Source organism: Algoriphagus ratkowskyi, from assembly GCF_002150505.1.
Classification (GTDB): domain Bacteria; phylum Bacteroidota; class Bacteroidia; order Cytophagales; family Cyclobacteriaceae; genus Algoriphagus; species Algoriphagus ratkowskyi.
In genome coordinates, this window is sequence record NZ_MSSV01000004.1 from 1 (window position 1) to 18358 (window position 18358).

Annotated in this window: 21 protein-coding genes; 11 read left to right on the plus strand and 10 right to left on the minus strand. The window is 39.7% G+C overall.

All coding sequences use genetic code 11. From position 1 onward, the window contains the following. Positions 1–216 precede the first annotated feature (216 nt). From BVH02_RS05390 to ade, 5 genes are all read right to left on the minus strand, one after another. On the minus strand, positions 217–630 hold the full coding sequence (locus BVH02_RS05390) for a hypothetical protein (protein ID WP_086499938.1): 414 nt from the start codon (positions 628–630) through the stop codon (positions 217–219). After that, positions 620–1777, minus strand: a complete 1158-nt coding sequence (locus tag BVH02_RS05395; RefSeq protein ID WP_086499940.1) for a DUF4221 family protein — start codon at positions 1775–1777, stop codon at positions 620–622. The genes BVH02_RS05390 and BVH02_RS05395 overlap by 11 nt, the downstream gene beginning before the upstream one ends. 78 nt (positions 1778–1855) lie before the next feature. Further along, positions 1856–2041, minus strand: a complete 186-nt coding sequence (locus tag BVH02_RS05400; protein ID WP_086499942.1) for a hypothetical protein — start codon at positions 2039–2041, stop codon at positions 1856–1858. Positions 2042–2334: 293 nt separating this feature from the next. After that, positions 2335–2685, minus strand: coding sequence for a hypothetical protein (locus tag BVH02_RS05405; protein WP_086499944.1), 351 nt, complete (start codon positions 2683–2685; stop codon positions 2335–2337). 13 nt (positions 2686–2698) lie between these two features. Continuing rightward, entirely contained in the window at positions 2699–4354 is a 1656-nt protein-coding gene (ade, locus tag BVH02_RS05410) for an adenine deaminase (RefSeq protein WP_086499946.1), read from the minus strand. Positions 4355–4483: 129 nt separating this feature from the next. Here ade and cmk point away from each other — a divergent pair, with 129 nt between their 5' ends. The 9 genes from cmk to BVH02_RS05455 all read left to right on the plus strand — a co-directional run bounded on the left by cmk (position 4484) and on the right by BVH02_RS05455 (position 12273). Continuing rightward, positions 4484–5164, plus strand: a complete 681-nt coding sequence (gene cmk / locus BVH02_RS05415) for a (d)CMP kinase (RefSeq protein ID WP_086499948.1) — start codon at positions 4484–4486, stop codon at positions 5162–5164. 7 nt (positions 5165–5171) lie between these two features. Beyond that, entirely contained in the window at positions 5172–6068 is an 897-nt protein-coding gene (locus BVH02_RS05420) for a 4-hydroxy-3-methylbut-2-enyl diphosphate reductase (protein ID WP_086499951.1), read from the plus strand. Positions 6069–6201: 133 nt separating this feature from the next. After that, complete coding sequence (locus BVH02_RS05425; protein WP_086499953.1) at positions 6202–7554, plus strand: Na(+)-translocating NADH-quinone reductase subunit A; 1353 nt, start codon at positions 6202–6204, stop codon at positions 7552–7554. A gap of 5 nt (positions 7555–7559) precedes the next feature. Continuing rightward, positions 7560–8777, plus strand: coding sequence for an NADH:ubiquinone reductase (Na(+)-transporting) subunit B (locus tag BVH02_RS05430; RefSeq protein WP_086499954.1), 1218 nt, complete (start codon positions 7560–7562; stop codon positions 8775–8777). Beyond that, on the plus strand, positions 8764–9528 hold the full coding sequence (nqrC, locus tag BVH02_RS05435; protein ID WP_086499955.1) for an NADH:ubiquinone reductase (Na(+)-transporting) subunit C: 765 nt from the start codon (positions 8764–8766) through the stop codon (positions 9526–9528). Before BVH02_RS05430 ends, nqrC begins: the two co-directional genes overlap by 14 nt. Before the next feature lie 30 nt (positions 9529–9558). Further along, positions 9559–10242, plus strand: a complete 684-nt coding sequence (locus BVH02_RS05440; RefSeq protein WP_086499956.1) for an NADH:ubiquinone reductase (Na(+)-transporting) subunit D — start codon at positions 9559–9561, stop codon at positions 10240–10242. A gap of 14 nt (positions 10243–10256) precedes the next feature. Beyond that, positions 10257–10868 carry an NADH:ubiquinone reductase (Na(+)-transporting) subunit E gene (gene nqrE / locus BVH02_RS05445; protein ID WP_086499957.1) on the plus strand — a complete coding sequence of 204 codons (612 nt, stop codon included), beginning with the start codon at positions 10257–10259 and terminating at the stop codon, positions 10866–10868. A gap of 135 nt (positions 10869–11003) precedes the next feature. Next, a complete protein-coding gene (locus BVH02_RS05450) occupies positions 11004–11633 on the plus strand; it encodes a 3-keto-disaccharide hydrolase (protein WP_086499958.1) in 630 nt (209 codons plus the stop codon). A gap of 85 nt (positions 11634–11718) precedes the next feature. Next, entirely contained in the window at positions 11719–12273 is a 555-nt protein-coding gene (locus BVH02_RS05455; protein ID WP_086499959.1) for a DUF502 domain-containing protein, read from the plus strand. A 1-nt stretch (position 12274) separates the two neighbouring features. Here the strand turns inward: BVH02_RS05455 and BVH02_RS05460 are convergent, their stop codons facing one another. Further along, positions 12275–13177 carry a TolB family protein gene (locus BVH02_RS05460; protein WP_086499960.1) on the minus strand — a complete coding sequence of 301 codons (903 nt, stop codon included), beginning with the start codon at positions 13175–13177 and terminating at the stop codon, positions 12275–12277. Between the two features lie 983 nt (positions 13178–14160). Here BVH02_RS05460 and BVH02_RS05465 point away from each other — a divergent pair. Both BVH02_RS05465 and scpB read left to right on the plus strand, forming a co-directional pair. Next, positions 14161–14544 carry a TraR/DksA family transcriptional regulator gene (locus BVH02_RS05465; protein WP_086499961.1) on the plus strand — a complete coding sequence of 128 codons (384 nt, stop codon included), beginning with the start codon at positions 14161–14163 and terminating at the stop codon, positions 14542–14544. Positions 14545–14547: 3 nt separating this feature from the next. Then, positions 14548–15108, plus strand: a complete 561-nt coding sequence (scpB, locus tag BVH02_RS05470) for an SMC-Scp complex subunit ScpB (RefSeq protein WP_086499962.1) — start codon at positions 14548–14550, stop codon at positions 15106–15108. Here the strand turns inward: scpB and BVH02_RS05475 are convergent. The 4 genes from BVH02_RS05475 to era form a co-directional block, all read right to left on the minus strand. Then, positions 15105–15710 carry a SprT-like domain-containing protein gene (locus tag BVH02_RS05475; protein WP_223271815.1) on the minus strand — a complete coding sequence of 202 codons (606 nt, stop codon included), beginning with the start codon at positions 15708–15710 and terminating at the stop codon, positions 15105–15107. The two genes, scpB and BVH02_RS05475, sit on opposite strands and share 4 nt — an antisense overlap. Before the next feature lie 81 nt (positions 15711–15791). Beyond that, positions 15792–15986: a hypothetical protein gene (locus tag BVH02_RS05480; protein ID WP_086499964.1), complete on the minus strand. Its 195-nt coding sequence runs from the start codon at positions 15984–15986 to the stop codon at positions 15792–15794. A gap of 75 nt (positions 15987–16061) precedes the next feature. After that, a complete protein-coding gene (gene der / locus BVH02_RS05485) occupies positions 16062–17375 on the minus strand; it encodes a ribosome biogenesis GTPase Der (RefSeq protein WP_086499966.1) in 1314 nt (437 codons plus the stop codon). A gap of 2 nt (positions 17376–17377) precedes the next feature. Next, positions 17378–18271: a GTPase Era gene (gene era / locus BVH02_RS05490; protein WP_086499968.1), complete on the minus strand. Its 894-nt coding sequence runs from the start codon at positions 18269–18271 to the stop codon at positions 17378–17380. Positions 18272–18358 lie beyond the last annotated feature (87 nt).

Here is an 18358-nt window from a genome sequence, read left to right on the forward strand (position 1 = left end):
AATATTTTTTTTAAGAACTTAGTAATCAGCATTTATACGCATTTTAACTGCAGAGTTGAGAGGATAAAACTGTCGATGAAAGAGATGCGAATGAAAGGGTCTTATGGGATTTGGTTTTTATGGAATAATTCGGAATTGAATTCCGAATTATTCCATTTTACTTCTCAGAACTAAAAGACGAAACCTTCCAGGTTTCAAAAACCTGGGAGGTTTGGTTTACAAGTTGCCAATACGGTTGAAAAGTGACTCATAATTCAAGATTTCAAACGTCTCAACTCCGTCGGCTTTAAAAAGAAGAATCTGATCTTGAAGATCAACAATACCTTCCTGTACCAATTTTTTTTCCTCATCCAAGTAAACAGGGACAGGGGATTGCTCAAACAAAGGATTCAATCGCATGATTTTATTGTTTTTTGCCACGATAACTATTGCTCCTCTGGTCGTCTTAAATTCACTCAATTCCTGATAGAGTTGATCCAGACATGTTTTACAGCCTTCTGGATGAATGACTAAAATCCAATCTGTTGGTTGAGAAATTTCCAAAATCTCAGCAACTCTATTTTTATTGTCACCAGTACATCCCAATGTTAATAAGAAGGCAGAAAAAAAGAAAATTCCTTTAATCCTCATATTCTAATCCTTCAAATCTAATGATGTCATAGCGTAAAAAATTCTCATCAAAGTCATCCCGGTTGGGATTGTTGGTTGAGACATAGAGCCCTTTTTTACCAACGAAGTAATTCCAGTTTTCTACAGAATGATCATCGAACACATGCTCGCCTATAATGTCTAGATCATGGTCTAGAACAAGGACTCCAACTTTTGGTCGATTTGCATAGAGTTCTCTCGGGCTTTTTCCGTATGATTCCCAATCAATTCCAATGTAAAAAAACCGATAAAAAATATCACGATAAGAATCGTGTAATAGAAGATCATATTGACCTGTCACAAGAGTTTCAATTATTCCTTGATCTCCAACAGGGTATCCTTTAATAATTCTAAACTCCTTAACATGACTAGAAATTGCTTCCTTATATTTTAATAGTTCACCAGTTTTTTTAGAAATAATCCAAAGGCGATGGTCGGTATGAGGTGAGACTATTATACTGTCTCCACGATCAGTCCAAGTGAAGTCTAGACTTTTCTTTCCATCCTTCCAAACATCTTTTGGGCGAAATACAGGAAGCCATTCAGAGGTGTCTGTTGAATTATTTTCAAGATTGATTTTATAAATTACCTTCGTTCTGGTTACCTCTGGCTCAGTAGTTTGATAGATATTCTTGAAAAATGGTTGAGCCCCAAAAAGTGTTGAGCCATTAAATAAAAAGGGAGTTTCATTTGTGGAAGAAAGATAATTGACGACATTTTCAGGGTTATTAATTGATGTTCTTTTTTTTACGTTTCCTTGAAAATCTAATATAAGGACAGATGGAGGGATTGATGCCAAAAGAATGCTATCCTTCGCAGCAATGAAAAACCCATTGTCCACGCCGACTCTGTTAGGGCCATCTTTAAATATCGGAATACGCGCTTTAGATAATTTATCACTTAAGCTGATTATTTCGATTGCAGGCCCTATTTTATTAAGGATAGCAAGATATTCACCCGAGTCAGATTCGAAATATTGAATTCTGGTTCTGTCTTGGGAGAAATTTTCATCTACAGAAATTTTTAATTGAGCATATTTTTGAGCAGAAAGAATAGTTGATTTTTCTGATTTTTTAGGGGAACAACCTATTGCAAAAAGCAATGTCATTATGTTGATAAATAGTTTCATCAAAATTAGTTTAAAGAGAGAAAGGCCGTTATCTAAAATGAATAAGCATAGTTAGAAACGGCCTTACAGATATTTTAATCAATCAACTTGAGGGTCTTCACATCCGCAAGGGGCTTTATCAATAGGTTTTTTACAATAGCTCCCATCCCAATCACAATTCATCATCTGTTGAGCATCTGCATCAGATGATCCAACATAGGAAATTCCTAACCCAACTATTCCAGATAGGAATAGTCCACAAACTATTAATTTTAACTTTGTCATATTAAATAATTTGCATTAAAAAATCCCTTTGAGTAGGCGGATTCGTTTTCCTAATCACTTGGCCAAAAGATCACTAGCAATATAGGTGGGGGGGGTGATAAAATCCAACTAAAATCTAATATTTTTTTTAAAAATTTAGTATTCAGCATTTTTATAAGCTTTAACCGCAGTATAAAGTTTATAAAACTGACTATGAAAGGGCATACAAATAATTAAGTCTTAAGGTGTTTAATATCAATGCAATAATTCGGAATCCAATTCTGAATTTTCCTGATTTATAATAATGAACCTTTTCAAAGCAGCATAAGCACGAGTAGCACAACGTTAATGACAATTCTGATCACGAAAGCAGTTATGTTTTTACGCAAGTTTTCAATTTCTTCTTTGTGCTTTATCGTCTGAAAAAGGTAAAAAGCTGAACCAATAATCGTCAAGGAAACAAGGATGATCAATGGAATGAGGAGAAATTCCAGGGACTTCATTCTACTCACGAATACATTTAGGATAAAAGAAATCACCGTCACCACAGATCCAATGGACTGGGCTTTTTGGATTTGAGATAAAATATGGATGTCTGGATTTTTCAAAATAGGAGGAGTGATTTTTAACAAAAAGGAGAAAAAGCGTTTTACAATAAGTTTCATTCTAGGATTTACGCTACTCCTGTCTCCCGTCTTCCGTCTTCGGTCTCTCTAAAAACACCTCCTCAAACTCAAATCGCTGTCCATTAAACAAGCCCTTATCACTCAACTTCAGATCAGGAATCACTAGCAAAGCCATAAAGCTTAGTGTCATAAAAGGAGAGTTCAGCGAGGCTCCCATTTCTTTGGCTAGTTTATCGATGCTTGTGTAGGCAGCTGCGACTTCGTAGCCATCTGAAGCTGACATGATTCCTCCGACGGGAAGCGGAAGGATTTCTTCGTTCTCTCCTGAAACTGCCGAAACGCCGCCTTTAGCAGCGATGATCAGATTGACAGCACGGCAAATGGATTCATCATCGATTCCTACCGCTATAATATTATGTGAGTCATGTCCGACAGAGGAAGCAATCGCTCCAGTTTTCAACCCGAAGTTCTTAATGAAGGCCACTGCTGGCGGAGCATCTTCGTAGCGATTGACAACCGTGATTTTGAGTATGTCTTCATCTGGGTTTGATTCCGCAAAACCGTTTTTGATCAGAATCTCACCTGAGATTTCTGGAGTAATCAATTGTCCATCCAAAGCTTCGATGACTCTGACCTTTGAGCCATTTGCTTTGATTTGGAAGTCTTCTGGCTGTTTTGGGGAGCAATTGAAGTTGTTGATAATGTTGTTTTTAATCGGCTGAATCAGCGTCTTTCCATTCTCAGCTACTTTCTCTCCATCTATATAAGTGCTGATGACTTGAAAATCCTTCAAGTCTTTCACCAGAATAAAATCAGCTGGATCATCCACTTTGAGTTGCCCCACATTTAAAGAATAATGAGCGATCGGGTTCAAACAAGCTGCCTGAAGCACATGAAATATATCTTTTCCTTTTGCGACAGCTCGGGCAGCAAGGTCGTTGATATGAGAAACGGCCAGATTGTCGGGATGCTTATCATCCGAGCAAAACATAATCATTTCAGGATAGTCATCAATCAGGTCGATGAGTGCCTCGAAGTTTTTGGCAGCGGATCCCTCGCGGATAGCGATTTTCATCCCGAGTTTTAATTTCCCTAAGGCTTCCTCAGCCGTGAAACACTCATGATCTGTACTTGGGCCAGCAGAAACGTATTTCTCTGCCAATTCTCCCTTCAGTCCCGGCGCATGTCCGTCGATGGGTTTGCCATATTTCTTTGAGATTCGGATTTTCTCCATCACAAAGTCGTCCCGATTCACCGTTCCCGGCCAGTTCATCATTTCTGCCAGGTAATGGATCTCCGGGCGAGACATGAGATCTTCAATATCTGCCGCATTGATTTCCCCACCGGCAGTTTCGAAAGGCGTGGCTGGAACGCACGATGGTGCGCCGAAGTAGAACTTGAAAGGAACCTGCTTTCCATTTTCGATCATGTATTCCACACCTTCCATTCCGCAGACATTGGCGATCTCATGCGGATCGGAGACTGTCGCCACCGTGCCATGAACTACTGCTAGTCTTGCGAATTCTGAAGGAACAAGCATAGAAGATTCCACATGCACGTGCGCATCGATAAAGCCAGGCACAAAATATGGCAAGGTGGTATTCGTTTCGATTTTCTCAAGCTTAGATATTTTACCATCTAGAAATGTGAGTGATACGGAATAAATTTTACGGTTTGGAATATCGACGAATTGACCTTGGATCAGCATGAAAATGAGGGAAAAATTAATTGGAGAGAATCTGTATTAGCGATTCGATTCCATGAGTTGGAGATAGGTTTAGATTAAAACTACTATATTTGCGCAGTAATAAAAAAACGAATTAAGCGGGTTTTTTGAATGAATAAAATCGTCATCGCCATCGATGGATATTCTGGATGTGGGAAGAGCTCCACTGCCAAAGCAGTTGCAAAGGATCTGGGATATACCTATATCGATTCCGGAGCCATGTACAGAGCGGCGACTTTATATTTTTTGGACAATTTCCTTTCTCCTACCAATCCACACGACGTAGAAAAAGCTTTAGGGTCATTTGAGGTTTCTTTTCACACCAATCCAGATTCTGGCCAACAAGAAACTTGTCTGAATGGGCTAAATGTGGAGAAAAAAATCCGGTCGATGCGTGTCACAGAGAAAGTAAGTGAGATCGCTACGATAGCTGCTATTCGTAAAGCCTTGGTTGCGCAGCAACAAAAGCTTGGTAAGAAAAAAGGCGTCGTCATGGATGGGAGAGATATTGGTTCGGTAGTATTCCCAGATGCAGAATTAAAAGTTTTCATGACAGCCAATTTGGATACACGTACTGAGAGAAGACAGCAAGAGCTGTTGGAAAAGAAAGAAATGGTCAAGTTTGAGGTTATAAGAAACAACTTGGCAGAACGAGATAGAATAGATTCTTCACGGTCTGAAAGTCCCTTGAAAAAGATGGACGATGCGATCGAAATCGATACAAGTGAAATTTCATTTGAGGAGCAAGTGGCAGAGATAGTCCAGGTAGCAAGACAAATCATTGATAAATAAGAGAGCTATGGAGGTAACCATTGATAAAAACTCTGGGTATTGCTTCGGAGTTGAGTTTGCCATCAAGATGGCAGAGGATGAGATGGAGCAAAGCGACCAGCTGTATTGCCTAGGTGATATCGTCCACAATGATATGGAGGTTTCTCGCTTGAGTGCAAAAGGCTTGGTGGTGATTGACCGTGAGCAGTTGTCTAATTTACGCGACTGCAAAGTGTTGATCCGTGCGCACGGTGAGCCGCCTGAAACCTATAGAACGGCCATAGAAAACAACATTGAGTTGATCGATGCTTCTTGCCCTGTGGTGCTGAAACTTCAGCATAGAGTGAAGACGGCTTTTGATAAGATGGAGCGTGAAGAAGGGCAAATTGTCATTTACGGCAAAAAAGGCCACGCTGAAGTAATAGGTTTGACTGGCCAGACGCTGGAAAAAGCTATTGTGGTGATGGAGGATGCCGATTTGGAAAAGATCGATTTTACCAGACCAGTGACACTCTTCAGTCAGACTACTAAGAGCACGAAAGGCTTTTATGAGATTTCTCAGAAAATAGAAGAGCGAATCCAAGCGGCGAAGCAGGAAGTTAATAGAGAGACATTCAATCCAAATGATTCGATTTGTCGTCAGGTCTCTAATCGGGAGCCGCAGTTGCATCGCTTTTCTCAGGAGAATGATGTGATTTTATTTGTCTCTGGGAAAAAAAGCTCCAATGGTAAGGCATTGTATCAAGTTTGTCTAGCGCAAAACGATAGGAGTTATTTCATAGAGAACGAGACCGAGATAGATCCAGATTGGATACAAAAAGATGAAAAAGTAGGAATTTGTGGAGCGACTTCTACCCCAATGTGGCTGATGGAGCAAGTCAAGAATTATGTGGAATCACTCGAAGAAGGAGTGATTTCAGTCTAAAATGCAAGAATTTAGAAACTCAGGGAGCCATTCTTCCAAAAGTTCAAACATTAAAGTTCATATACCCTCAAATTAAAAAGGTTATTTATTAGATTTGGGGCGTTTTTCAAAAGCTCATAGTTCAAAAACAGATATGTCTAAAATAGTGAAGCTTAAGAAAGGTTTTGACATCAACATGGTGGGAAAAGCTAAGCAAGAGCTGGCTGATTTCGCCTCGGCGCAAACCTTCGCAATTAAGCCGACAGACTTTATCGGGCTCCAACGCCCTAAAGTACTTGTCAATGAAGGAGATACCGTAAAGGCAGGTACTCCAATCTTGATCGACAAAGCATTGGATCAAATAATTTATGCGTCTCCTGTTTCCGGCAAAATTGTCGAGATAAAGAGAGGAGATCGTCGTAAGTTGCTTGAAGTCAAGATTTTGGCAGATTCTACCGTCTTATACGAGCAGTTTGGTCAAGTTGATATCGCTTCTCTGGATAGAGATGCTTTAGCAGCTAAACTGGCAGCTAGTGGTGTTTGGCCAAATATCATCCAAAGACCTTTCGGTATAGTGGCAAATCCAGCAGATACTCCAAAGAGTATTTTCATTTCTGGTTTTGATACACATCCTTTGGCTCCTGATTACGCATTTTCATTGCAAGGTCAAGAGAGATTTCTTCAAGCAGGGATCGATGCATTGGCGAAATTGACCAGTGGCAAGGTTCATTTGAATGTAGATGGTTCTAAGGCTGTTCCAGCGGTTTTTTCAAATTTGAAAGGCGCACAAGTGAACAAGTTTTCAGGTCCACACCCTGCAGGTAACGTAGGAGTTCAGATTCACCACCTTGATCCTATCAACAAAGGCGAAATAGCTTGGACTGTGTCTCCTACCGGAGTAGTTCAGATCGGTAAATTCATTTTGGAAGGTATTTACGATGCTTCTAAAGTTATCGCAGTTACCGGATCTGAATTGACCAAAGCCGCTTATGTAAAGACTTACAGTGGAGCTTCTGTTTCTACTTTTGTGAAAGGCAATCTAAATTCAGGTCATGTAAGAGTGGTCTCTGGAAACGTGCTTACAGGTGAGAAAATAGCTTTGGAAGGTTTCCTTGGTTTTTATCACAACCAGATCACAGTTATTCCAGAAGGTGATTACTATGAGTTTATGGGTTGGGCAAAGCCTACTACAAGGTTGAGCTATCATAGAGCGTTAGGCTTGTTATCCTTCCTTACACCAAATAAAGAATTCGTTTTGGATTCGAATGGTAGAGGTGAAGAGAGAGCTTTCGTTCAGACTGGTGTTTTTGAGTCAGTTACTCCAATGGATATTTTTCCAGTTTATCTTTTGAAAGCCATCATGGCAGAGGACTTTGACGAAATCGAAGAATTGGGGATCTATGAGATCGTGGAAGAAGATTTAGCTCTTTGTGAGTTTGTGGATGTGTCAAAGCATCCTGTGCAGGAGTTGGTGAGAAAAGGAATTGAATTAATCCAATACAGTTAATCCATATGAAGTTTCTAAGAGATTTATTGGACAAGCAGAAGCCACTTTTCGAAAAAGGTGGAAAGCTTGAAAAATTATATTACGCATTTGAAGCGGGCGAAACCTTTATGTTTAGCCCTAATCATACAACAGGTATCAAAGGAGCACAAGTAAAAGATGCTATTGATCTAAAGCGAATGATGATCACGGTGGTTATCGCTATGATCCCATGTTTATTATTTGGTATATATAATACAGGTCACCAGCATTTTCTAGCTACTGGTGGTACTGCAGGGCTTTGGGAAGACTTTGGAGACAAAGCCTGGATAGGTGTTATGCTTGTTCTTCCTATCGTACTGGTAGCTTATACGGCTGGTGGTATTGTTGAAGCAATTTTCGCAGTAGTTCGAAAGCACCCAATCAACGAAGGCTTCCTGGTGACAGGCATGCTAATTCCGTTGATCGTGCCAGCTACTACGCCCCTTTGGCAAGTAGCCTTGGCAACAGTGTTTGCAGTGGTGATCGCAAAAGAGGTGTTTGGTGGAACAGGTATGAACGTCCTTAACGTCGCAATGACGGCTAGAGCTTTCTTATACTTCGCCTATCCAGCTCAGATTTCAGGTGATCAGGTTTGGACTTATTTAGGTGATAAAATGCCAGTAGATGGCTTCTCAGGAGCTACCGCACTTTCAGTTGTTTACAATGCAGGAGTGGAAGGTACACAATCAGCCGTCGAGGCTTTGGCAGGACATAATACTGTTCTGGGCTCAGGTTTGTATGAATTTGCAAACTTGTTTATTGGATGGATTCCAGGTTCTATTGGTGAGACATCTACGTTGATGGCTTTGATTGGAGCTTTGATATTAATAGGTACTGGAGTTGCAAGCTGGAAAATTATAGTTTCTGGATTTGCAGGAGCTTATCTTATGGGACTTGTGATGAATCTTCTTGCTGTAAATGAATACATGGCTGTGCCTCCTCAGTATCACTGGGTAATGGGTGGTTTGGCGTTCGGTATTGTCTTTATGGCAACTGATCCAGTGTCTGCAGCTCAAACAGAAACAGGAAAATGGATTTACGGTCTTTTGATTGGAGTTCTTACAGTTATCATTCGAGTGACAAACCCAGCATATCCTGAGGGAATCATGCTTGCGGTTCTTTTCATGAACGTGTTCGCTCCATTGATCGATTATTATGTAGTTAAGGCAAACAAAACAAGGAGGATACAACGTGCAACAGTCTAACACTTATATTATTACGTTCTCCGTCATTTTGACGGTAGTTCTAGGGTTACTACTTTCAGGTACTTCTCAGATTTTAGGGCCCTTGCAGAAAGAGGCAATCGCTTTGGATAACAAAAAGCAGATTTTGGGGGCAGTCATCCCTGGTGAAGAAATCGCTGCGATGACTCCAGAGCAAGTAAATACGTACTACGCCAACAGAATAGCATCAGTAGTCGTGGATATCAATGGAAAAGAAGTGACTGAGCAAAATGGTGTTGCAGTAACTGCTGAGACGGTAGATATTGCGAAGAACTATAAAAAGCCAGCTGAAGAGAGATTGTATCCTGTTTATGTATTTCATAGCGAAGGGAATCCTGATGATGTAGCTAACTATGTGTTGCCACTTTACGGCGCAGGTCTTTGGGATGCTATTTGGGGCTATATTTCTTTGGATACAGATATGAATACTGTAGGTGGTATTACCTTAGCTCACGCAGGTGAAACACCAGGTCTTGGAGCAAGAATCACCGAGCCAGGTGTTCAGGCTAGGTATGAAGGTAAAACTATCTTTGACGAATCTGGGGAACTAGTAGCGGTAGAGATGCAAAAAGGTGAGGGTTATAACTACTCTGATAATCCACATGAAGTGGATGGATTGTCTGGTGCTACTATTACTGCTAAAGGCGTTAATAATATGCTTAGAAATTATCTTGGTTATTACAAAGCGTACATTGAAACTAAAAAGTCATCTACTGCGGTAGCTGCACTTTAATCGAACTATCAACTCAAGAATATTATAAACATGAGTGCTGAAACTGTAGAAAACGCGATTGCGAAAAAGCCTGCTGAGGCCTTGTTCTCAAAACGCCGGAAAAAATTAGTATCTGATCCGTTAGTGGATGATAATCCAATTACCATACAGGTACTTGGTATTTGTTCGGCATTGGCGGTTACGACCCAGATGAAGCCTACCTTGGTAATGGCTATCTCGGTAATCTTCGTTATTGTAATGTCCAACTTGGTGATCTCTTTAATGAGAAATACTATCCCTAGTCGGGTTAGAATTATTGTGCAGCTTGCTGTAGTTGCTACTTTGGTGACGTTGGTAAGTGAAGTGTTGAAGGCTTTTGCCTATGACATGTACAAGGAACTTTCGGTATTCGTCGGATTGATTATTACAAACTGTATTGTAATGGGGCGTCTGGAAGCTTTTGCTTTGGGAAATAAACCTTACGATTCAGTATTAGATGGTTTCGGGTCTGCATTGGGTTATTCTTGGATTATACTTGCCGTAGCATTCTTCAGAGAGTTATGGGGTTCAGGAGCTGTATTCGGGATTCCTGTATTTGAATATGCGTCTAGCATTTTTGGTCCTGATTTCAAATTGGCTACCAACGGATTAATGGTTTCTCCAGTAGGTGCTTTTATCATCCTGGGGTTAATAATTTGGGTACAGCGTACCAAAACAGGATATGTTGAACACTAAAACAAGCTGAAGAAATGGAATTATTTAATTTAGGTATTCGGTCGATCTTTATCGACAATATGGTTTTCGCTTACTTCCTTGGAATGTGTTCTTTTTTGGCTGTTTCCAAAAAGGTAAGTACGGCTATCGGACTAGGTGCTGCAGTAATCTTTGTATTGACTGTGACTGTGCCAGTTAACTGGATGTTGAATGAGTTTGTGTTAAAAGAAGGTGCGTTGACATGGGTCAATGCAGGCTTAGCAGATATTGATCTTTCATTCCTTAGATTCATCATGTTTATTGCGATTATCGCAGCGATGGTTCAATTGGTGGAAATGGTTGTAGAGAAATTTGCTCCTGCTCTCTATGGAGCGTTGGGTATCTTCCTTCCTCTTATCGCAGTAAACTGTGCAATCTTGGGTGGCTCACTTTTCATGGCGCAGAGAGATTATACCTTAGCAGAATCAGCCGTATATGGTTTTGGTTCAGGTTCAGGTTTCTTTTTAGCTATTGTAGCTTTGGCTGCAATCCGTGAAAAATTGAAATATTCGCATGTCCCAAACGGTCTGAAAGGTTTGGGAATTACCATGCTTTTGACTGGCTTGATGGGAATGGCGTTTATGTCCTTTATGGGTATTGACTTGTAATCAAAGTTGTTTTGAAAAATATTTGAAAGCTCTGGGATCGTATCTCAGAGCTTTTGTTTTTAATGGTAATTGATATTTATCTTTTACATAGTTACTTTGGTGCTGTAATCTAATTATACGGTAACCCCCTTTCCTATGAAAAACCTAGTAGCGTTATGTTGCTTCTTAGCACTTACATTCTCCGTCTCTGCTCAGTCAGGTGACTGGATTGAGCTCTTCAACGGCAAAAATCTTGAAGGCTGGAAGATCTCTGAAAAGTCTCAATCCTTTCAAGTGGAAGAAGGGGTGATCAAAGTAGCAGGCCCTCGTGGTCATGCATTTTATGCGGGTGATGTCGCCAATCATGACTTCAATAATTTCGAACTAATCGTTGAAGTGAAGACTATGCCTGGAGCAAATTCTGGTATTTTTATCCATACTCAATATCAAGAAGATGGCTGGCCAAATGTAGGATATGAAATCCAAGTGAATCAAAGCCATAGTGACTGGAGAAAAACCGGGAGTGTATATTCCTTCCAAGATGTAAAAGAAGTTTATGTGCAAGATGGAGAATGGTACACAGAGCACATTATCGTACAAGGTGATGTAGTCACTGTGAAAATCAATGGGGAAACAATCAATGTATATGACCAGTCTAAGGATGAAAATCGTAAGGATGGCTTAGGGACTAAAAAACTCGATCGCGGAACTATTGCACTACAGGCTCACGATCCAAAATCAGTGATCTATTACAAAAGCGTAAAAGTGAAAATACTCCCAGATTAATCGAAGAGAAATTTCTTTATAAAGTATCATCACCTACAAATCCTGATTATTATTGAGAAATAATCAGGATTTTTATTTTCAAGCCATGTCATTTACTTACAAGCGAATTATCTCCTATTTTCTTAGAGGACTATTATTTGTCACTCCAGTAGTAGTAACCCTTTATATCATCTATCAAACGATCCAGTTTTTGGATAATTTGATTCCTGTGCCTTTGCCGGGAATCGGTATATTGATGGTTTTGGCTCTAATCACATTTGTGGGATATCTAGCAAGCCAATTTTTTGCTCAGCCTATTTTTGAATGGTTTGAGCGAGGTCTTATCAAGATTCCTTTGGTTAATCTAATCTATACAAGTATCAAAGATTTGATGGGAGCATTCGTTGGAGACAAAAAGAAGTTTTCTGCACCTGTTAAAGTTCAGCTTAGTGATACTTTTATTCGCTTGGGCTTTGTCACTCAGGAAGACATGTCCATCGTCGGAGAGCCTGACATGGTAGCCGTTTATTTCCCGCATAGCTATAACGTATCTGGGAATGTATTTCTGGTACCAAAGGATAAAGTGACGCCACTGGTAGGCGTAAAAAGCTCTGATGTGATGAAGTTTATGGTGTCAGGTGGTGTTTCACCTCTCGTTTGATCTATGGCTTATGATACTTCACAAAAGCCAACCATTTCCCATCCGGTGACCAGCTATGTACATTGATCGTGCCTTGACCGCCATAGAAAACTTCAGTGAGATCTTTGATCTCTTTGGTTTCAACATCTAGCAATCTAAGCTTGACATCTTTACCATAGGGGTGAGATCCTTTTTGATCTTCTAAGTAGGAAATAATTACTGCTGATTTATTGTCTGGAGATGGATGTGGAAACCAGTTGTCTAAAGCATCATCGGTGAGTTGCTCGGCACCAGTCCCATTTGGATTCATTCTATACGCTTGCATTCTCCCTGTACGATTTGAGTTGAAATATATCCACTTTCCATCATAGGAGTATTCCGGTCCATCATCTAGCCCTTCAGCATCTGTGAGTCTTTTCTCAGCTCCTCCAATCGTTGGTATGGAATATATATCCCAAAGTCCATTTCGCTCTGCACAGTAAACTAGCGTTTTGCCGTCAGGACTGATGCCATGCCAGTAGCTTGGATGGTTGGGAGTGATTAATTTTGGCTCACCTCCAGCTAGTGACATAGTATAAATGCGGGAACTTGTACCCTCATCACTTTTACTAATTACAAGCAATTTCCCGTCAAAACTTATCCCATGATCATTGTTAGCGCGCGAGATCTTATCAGGTAGAATTTGCCCAAGTTTATTGCCATCCAAATCAACTTTCTCAAGGAATCCTCCCGAGTTAATAAGTAGGAATTTTCCATCTCTAGACCAATTGGGTGCTTCGAAATGACGAGCCTCCTTCAAGATAGTTTTTTGTTCTCCAGAGATTACATTGATAATAATTAGCTCACTCGACGTTCCATCTGGGACCTGAGCAATAAGTGAAAAAGAAGTAATCAGGAGAATTAAGAAAATTGAGTATTTAAGCATTGTCTTTTAGATTTATATGTTTATCCGCTTTTCTAACAACATGAAGTCAATTGTTTTCATAGGTATGGTATACCGATTGATTGTGGCCAATTGGGTGTCCCGATTTCGAGACGTGTTCTAGCCGGGTACTCAAAGAAACTAAGGTGATTGGAAAATAAGGTTTACCCTATAGATTTTGATCAATTTACTGAAATTTATAACTCATAGAAAAACATTGTCTCTTTCCGTGGACTTATATGCGTTTGCATGAAAAGCGGCATAGCTGTTATTATTGTTCTTCTGTTTCTAAAGTTTGATCCTGTGTATACTTTCTAAGTCATGTGAGTCCATCAAGTTCCATGTTCGGGTCTTCCTAAGCGATCAGTTCTAAGGAATACCTCTAGGCCATAGAATAGTTAAATTAGGGCCGTACTCAACAGATGGAGTTTGGAATGATTCTGTGGGATTGTTTTAGAATACATCCCTCTAAGAGGGTCTTATACAACTCCTGAGGTTTTAATAAGCGGGATTAATCAATTGTTTTTTCCAGAGGATCTCAATTACTAGAATGAAGTAATAGTAGAGAAGCGATAGATAATTCCAGTCGAGGTTGAAGTGTAGTATTCAAACCACAAGTGAGCAGATTTAAAAATATTTTTTCAATAGAATTGCTAAGGTTAACACAGAAGCTTCATTCACGAAATAGCGTGGTTTTTCATTTAAAATGACAGATGACTTTCAAAGTTCTAAGCTTAGAGTTTTGATTATCAGCTTTTTGAAAGAGGCAAATAACTAGTCTTGATCAATAGCTAAGAATTATAGAGATTAGCTGTCGTTTTTTTACTTAAGATTTATCATAGAAAATTGCTCGTAATCATCAAATTGACACAATTTTCATGTAAACCCTAGGTCTATTATTTTTGGAAATCCAACACCTAGATGTATTTTAGGGAACTAATTCTAAAATTATTCGTCCCAATACTATTAATAAATTTTACCAAGCTATGAGCAAGGAAGAAAAGTCAGCATACTCTCAAGAAGAATTGAAAGAATTCGAAGGCATAATCTTGAAGAAACTTGTCAGTGCCAAAGAGGAGTTGCTTTCGCTCAAAGAATCATTGAGTAAAAAGAACGATAGTGGTACAGATTTCACTGCATCTACTTCCAAATTACTAGAGGATGGTGCTGATACGCTTGAGCGTGAAAGCCAAAATCAATTGGCGGCTAGGCAGCAGAAGTTTATCTTCAACTTAGAGAATGCGCTTATCAGGATTAAGAATGGCACCTATGGTGTATGCGTAGATACAGGCAAGCTTATTTCAAAAGAAAGATTGATGGCCGTACCTCATACCATGCATTCTATTGAAGCAAAGTTGGCTAAAAAATAGATTTTGGATTTTCTCCACCGGCATATTGAAGCATTGATTTTTTGTGCACTCACACCTTTGTCTAAGGTGGAGATTGTCAAATGTCTTAGTGAAATGTTTGAAGCGGAGATTCCTGACCAACACGTGGAGGGGGCAATAAATCATTTGAGCGAAAAGTATCAATCCGAAGATTATTCTTTCCAGTTAGAGTACTCGGGTGGAGGATATCAATTTTTGACCAAGCCAGCCTATCAAACTTCAATTGGTATTCTGTTGCGGCAGCAATCCCAGAAAAGGCTTTCTACGTCACAGTTGGAAACCTTGTCAATTATCGCTTATAAGCAACCTGTAACAAAAGGTGATATCGAGCAAATCAGAGGAGTAAACAGCGATTACTCGGTTCAGAAACTGTTGGAAAAGGAGTTAGTTGATATCAAAGGAAAATCCGAAGGGTTGGGTCGGCCTATTCTGTATGGAACTTCCTCTAAGTTTATGGAGTATTTTGGCATCAATGCACTTTCAGAGTTGCCACAGCCAAAAGATTTTTCACAGCCAGAAAACCAGATAGGAGAGGAGCGAGATTAGGTTATCAACTTTACCTTCGCTAGTTGAGCGATTAAATACTTTCTTCCAGATTTTACTTCTTTACACAAAACCCGCGTTCTTCTGGTTTCTCCCTTTTCAAATTCTCTTCCGGAAAGTAGAAAACGAAACCCAGGCGTTAAGTCGGAAAGAAACACATATTCTTGTTGAATGCTCTTGTCATCATATTTGCTCATTTCTTTCATAAGAAAAAGATCAGTCGATGAGCTAGCTTTCGGGTTTCTCATATGCTGGCGCAACGGGATAAGTAAATCAATAGGTAAGAAAGCAGTAGAAAGTAATGGGAACATCAATTCCTGAAAGGTTGATTTCCATTCAGCACCATGAGGCGCTATCTCGAATCCAAATCTCACAAATGCATGGAGATGCGCTACTTCATGTATGTAAGTGAGTAGGAACTGGTAAGGATTCAGGTCCGCATTTATAGTAATCGTTTGGACTTGTCTGTCTCTTCGGTATCTGAAATCTCCAAGTTTCGATTTTCGAGTAGCTGTAATTTTAAAAGAAAAAGGCTCTCTCTGCCACAGTGTCATCGCATAGTCGACCGTAGAGACGGGAAGCTTTTGATTAAAAATAAGCTTCATGTTTTCTGAACTACTCATGGCGAAAAGTACAAAAAAAAAGTCCCGATTTCTCGGGACTCAATTCTTTTGGAGAAGTAAGAATTATTGAGCTGGCTCAACTACTTCGATAACCTCTTCTACTACAGTAGTGTCAGCCTCTTCGATGATGATTTCTTGCTCAATAACAGGCTCTTCAACTACCTCGATAGTCTCAGTCTCTTCTGTTACTTCTTTGTTACCGCATGAAGCTACAGCGAACATGCTAGCGATTGCGAAAATTGCAAATACTTTTTTCATTTTTTGTGGTTTTCTTAATTACGGTGCAAATGTATTACACTTTTGATTATAAAAGCTATAACCGTTCAAATATATTTATTTGTTTTTATAAATAATTTTCACTGGTACGCCTTCGAAATCAAAATGTTCACGAAGACGATTCTCTAAATACCTCGTGTATGGTGATTTAATGTACTGTGGAAGGTTGCAGAAGAAGGCAAACACAGGATTTTTGGTTGGCAGTTGAGTAGTGTATTTGATCTTGATATATTTTCCTTTCCATGCTGGAGGAGGGTATCTTTCAATTTCGGCGAGCATTAAATCATTCAATTTAGAAGTAGAGATGCGACGAGTTTTGTTTTCGTACACCTTCACTGCCAACTCAATTGCTTGTAAGATTCTCTGTTTTTCTATTACTGAAGTAAAGATGATCGGGATCCACTTATTTTCACCCAGTTTTTCCATCATATCCTCCTTGATTTTACCCATGGTTTTATGATCTTTTTCTATCAAATCCCATTTGTTTACCATGATCATGACTCCCTTGTTGTTTTTGATAGCAAGGGAAATTAAGTTCATGTCCTGAGACTCAAGACCTCTGGTAGCATCTACCATTACTATTACTACGTCTGATTCCTCAAGCGTCCTTAGAGAGCGCATTACAGAATAGAATTCTACATCTTCTGTTACCTTGGATTTTTTTCTAATTCCTGCAGTATCTGTGATGATGAAATCTTGGCCAAACAGCTGGTACCTCGTGTGAATAGAATCTCGCGTAGTTCCTGCTTCATCTGTTACGATAGAGCGATCTTTTCCGATCAAAGCATTCAGGAAGGAAGATTTCCCCACATTTGGTCTTCCAAGAATCGAGATCTTTGGAGTATTTGCATCTGGGTCTTCGTCTCCCTCTTCTTCGAAATGTGTGATCACAGCATCCAAGAGTTCTCCAGTACCACTACCACTAGCAGAAGCGATAGGGTAAACTTCAAAGTCTGTTACTCCCAACGCGTAAAACTCATGAGCTGCAAAGCTTTTTTCCTGATTGTCGGCTTTATTAGCTACAACATAGATTGGTTTTTTGCTGCTGCGAAGTTCTTTGGCGAATTCGCTATCTAAATCGGTCATTCCAGTGTGGCAATCCACAATGAAAAGGATCACATCAGCTTCTTCGATCGCAAGCTTAACCTGCTTTCTGATTTCCGCCTCATACATATCTGTGGAGCCAGTCACATAACCTCCAGTATCAATCACGGAGAAGAATTTGCCAGCCCACTGCGCATGACCATAATGGCGATCACGTGTCACTCCGCTCATATTATCTTCAATGGCCTTTCTTTCTTCTACCAGACGGTTAAAAAGAGTGGATTTGCCCACATTAGGCCGTCCTACTATCGCTACTATATTTGCCATGTTTAGGTTGGGTCGTACCCAAATTTTTTCAGTTTCAATTTATTTTTTCTCCAGTCTTGCTCCACCTTTACGAAGGTTTCTAGAAAGACTTTCTTGCCGAAGAACTTTTCCAATTCTTCACGGGCTTGTATTCCCACTTTTTTGAGTGCAGCGCCTTTGTCACCAATAATGATTCCTTTTTGGCTATCGCGTTCCACATAAATGATCGCACGGACACTGATAATATTTTTCTTCACTTTGAAATCTTCTATTGATACTTCAGAGCTGTAGGGAATCTCCTTTTTATAATTCTCAAAGATCTTCTCACGGATGATCTCAGAGGCAAAGAACCGCTCTGAACGATCAGAAAGTTCCGCTTTATCGTAAAATGCAGGATGTTCTGGAAGCCTATCTAAAATCTCCTGCATGATTTTTTCAGTATTGAATTTTTCTCCTGCAGATATCGGAATAACGAGTTCGCAGTTAAGTCTAGAGGTCCAATAGGTGGTTATCTCTTCTAATTGGCCAGGTTTTGCCAAATCAATTTTGTTAACAATCAATAATACAGGTGCCCCTGATGCATTAATTTTCTCTATGACATGCTCAATGTCTGCATCTGTTTCGAATAGATCTGTTACGAAAAGAATTATGTCAGCATCTTCCAGAGAGATATTGACGAAGCTCATCATATTCTTCTGAAGCTCATATTGAGGCTTTAGCATTCCAGGTGTATCTGAAAAAACTATTTGGTAGTTATCGGCATTTGTCAAGCCAATAATTCTATGCCTAGTAGTTTGAGATTTGGAAGTAATAATCGAAAGCCGCTCTCCCACAAGGATATTCATCAATGTAGACTTGCCCACATTTGGTTTTCCTATGATGTTGACGAAGCCTGCTTGATGTTTTAATGTATCCATTATAGAAATTTTTTACAAAGGTACTTGATTTTTAGACACTCCAGACGTTTTAAGTGATTTGGCGGAATAAAATTTGGCTTTATTAGG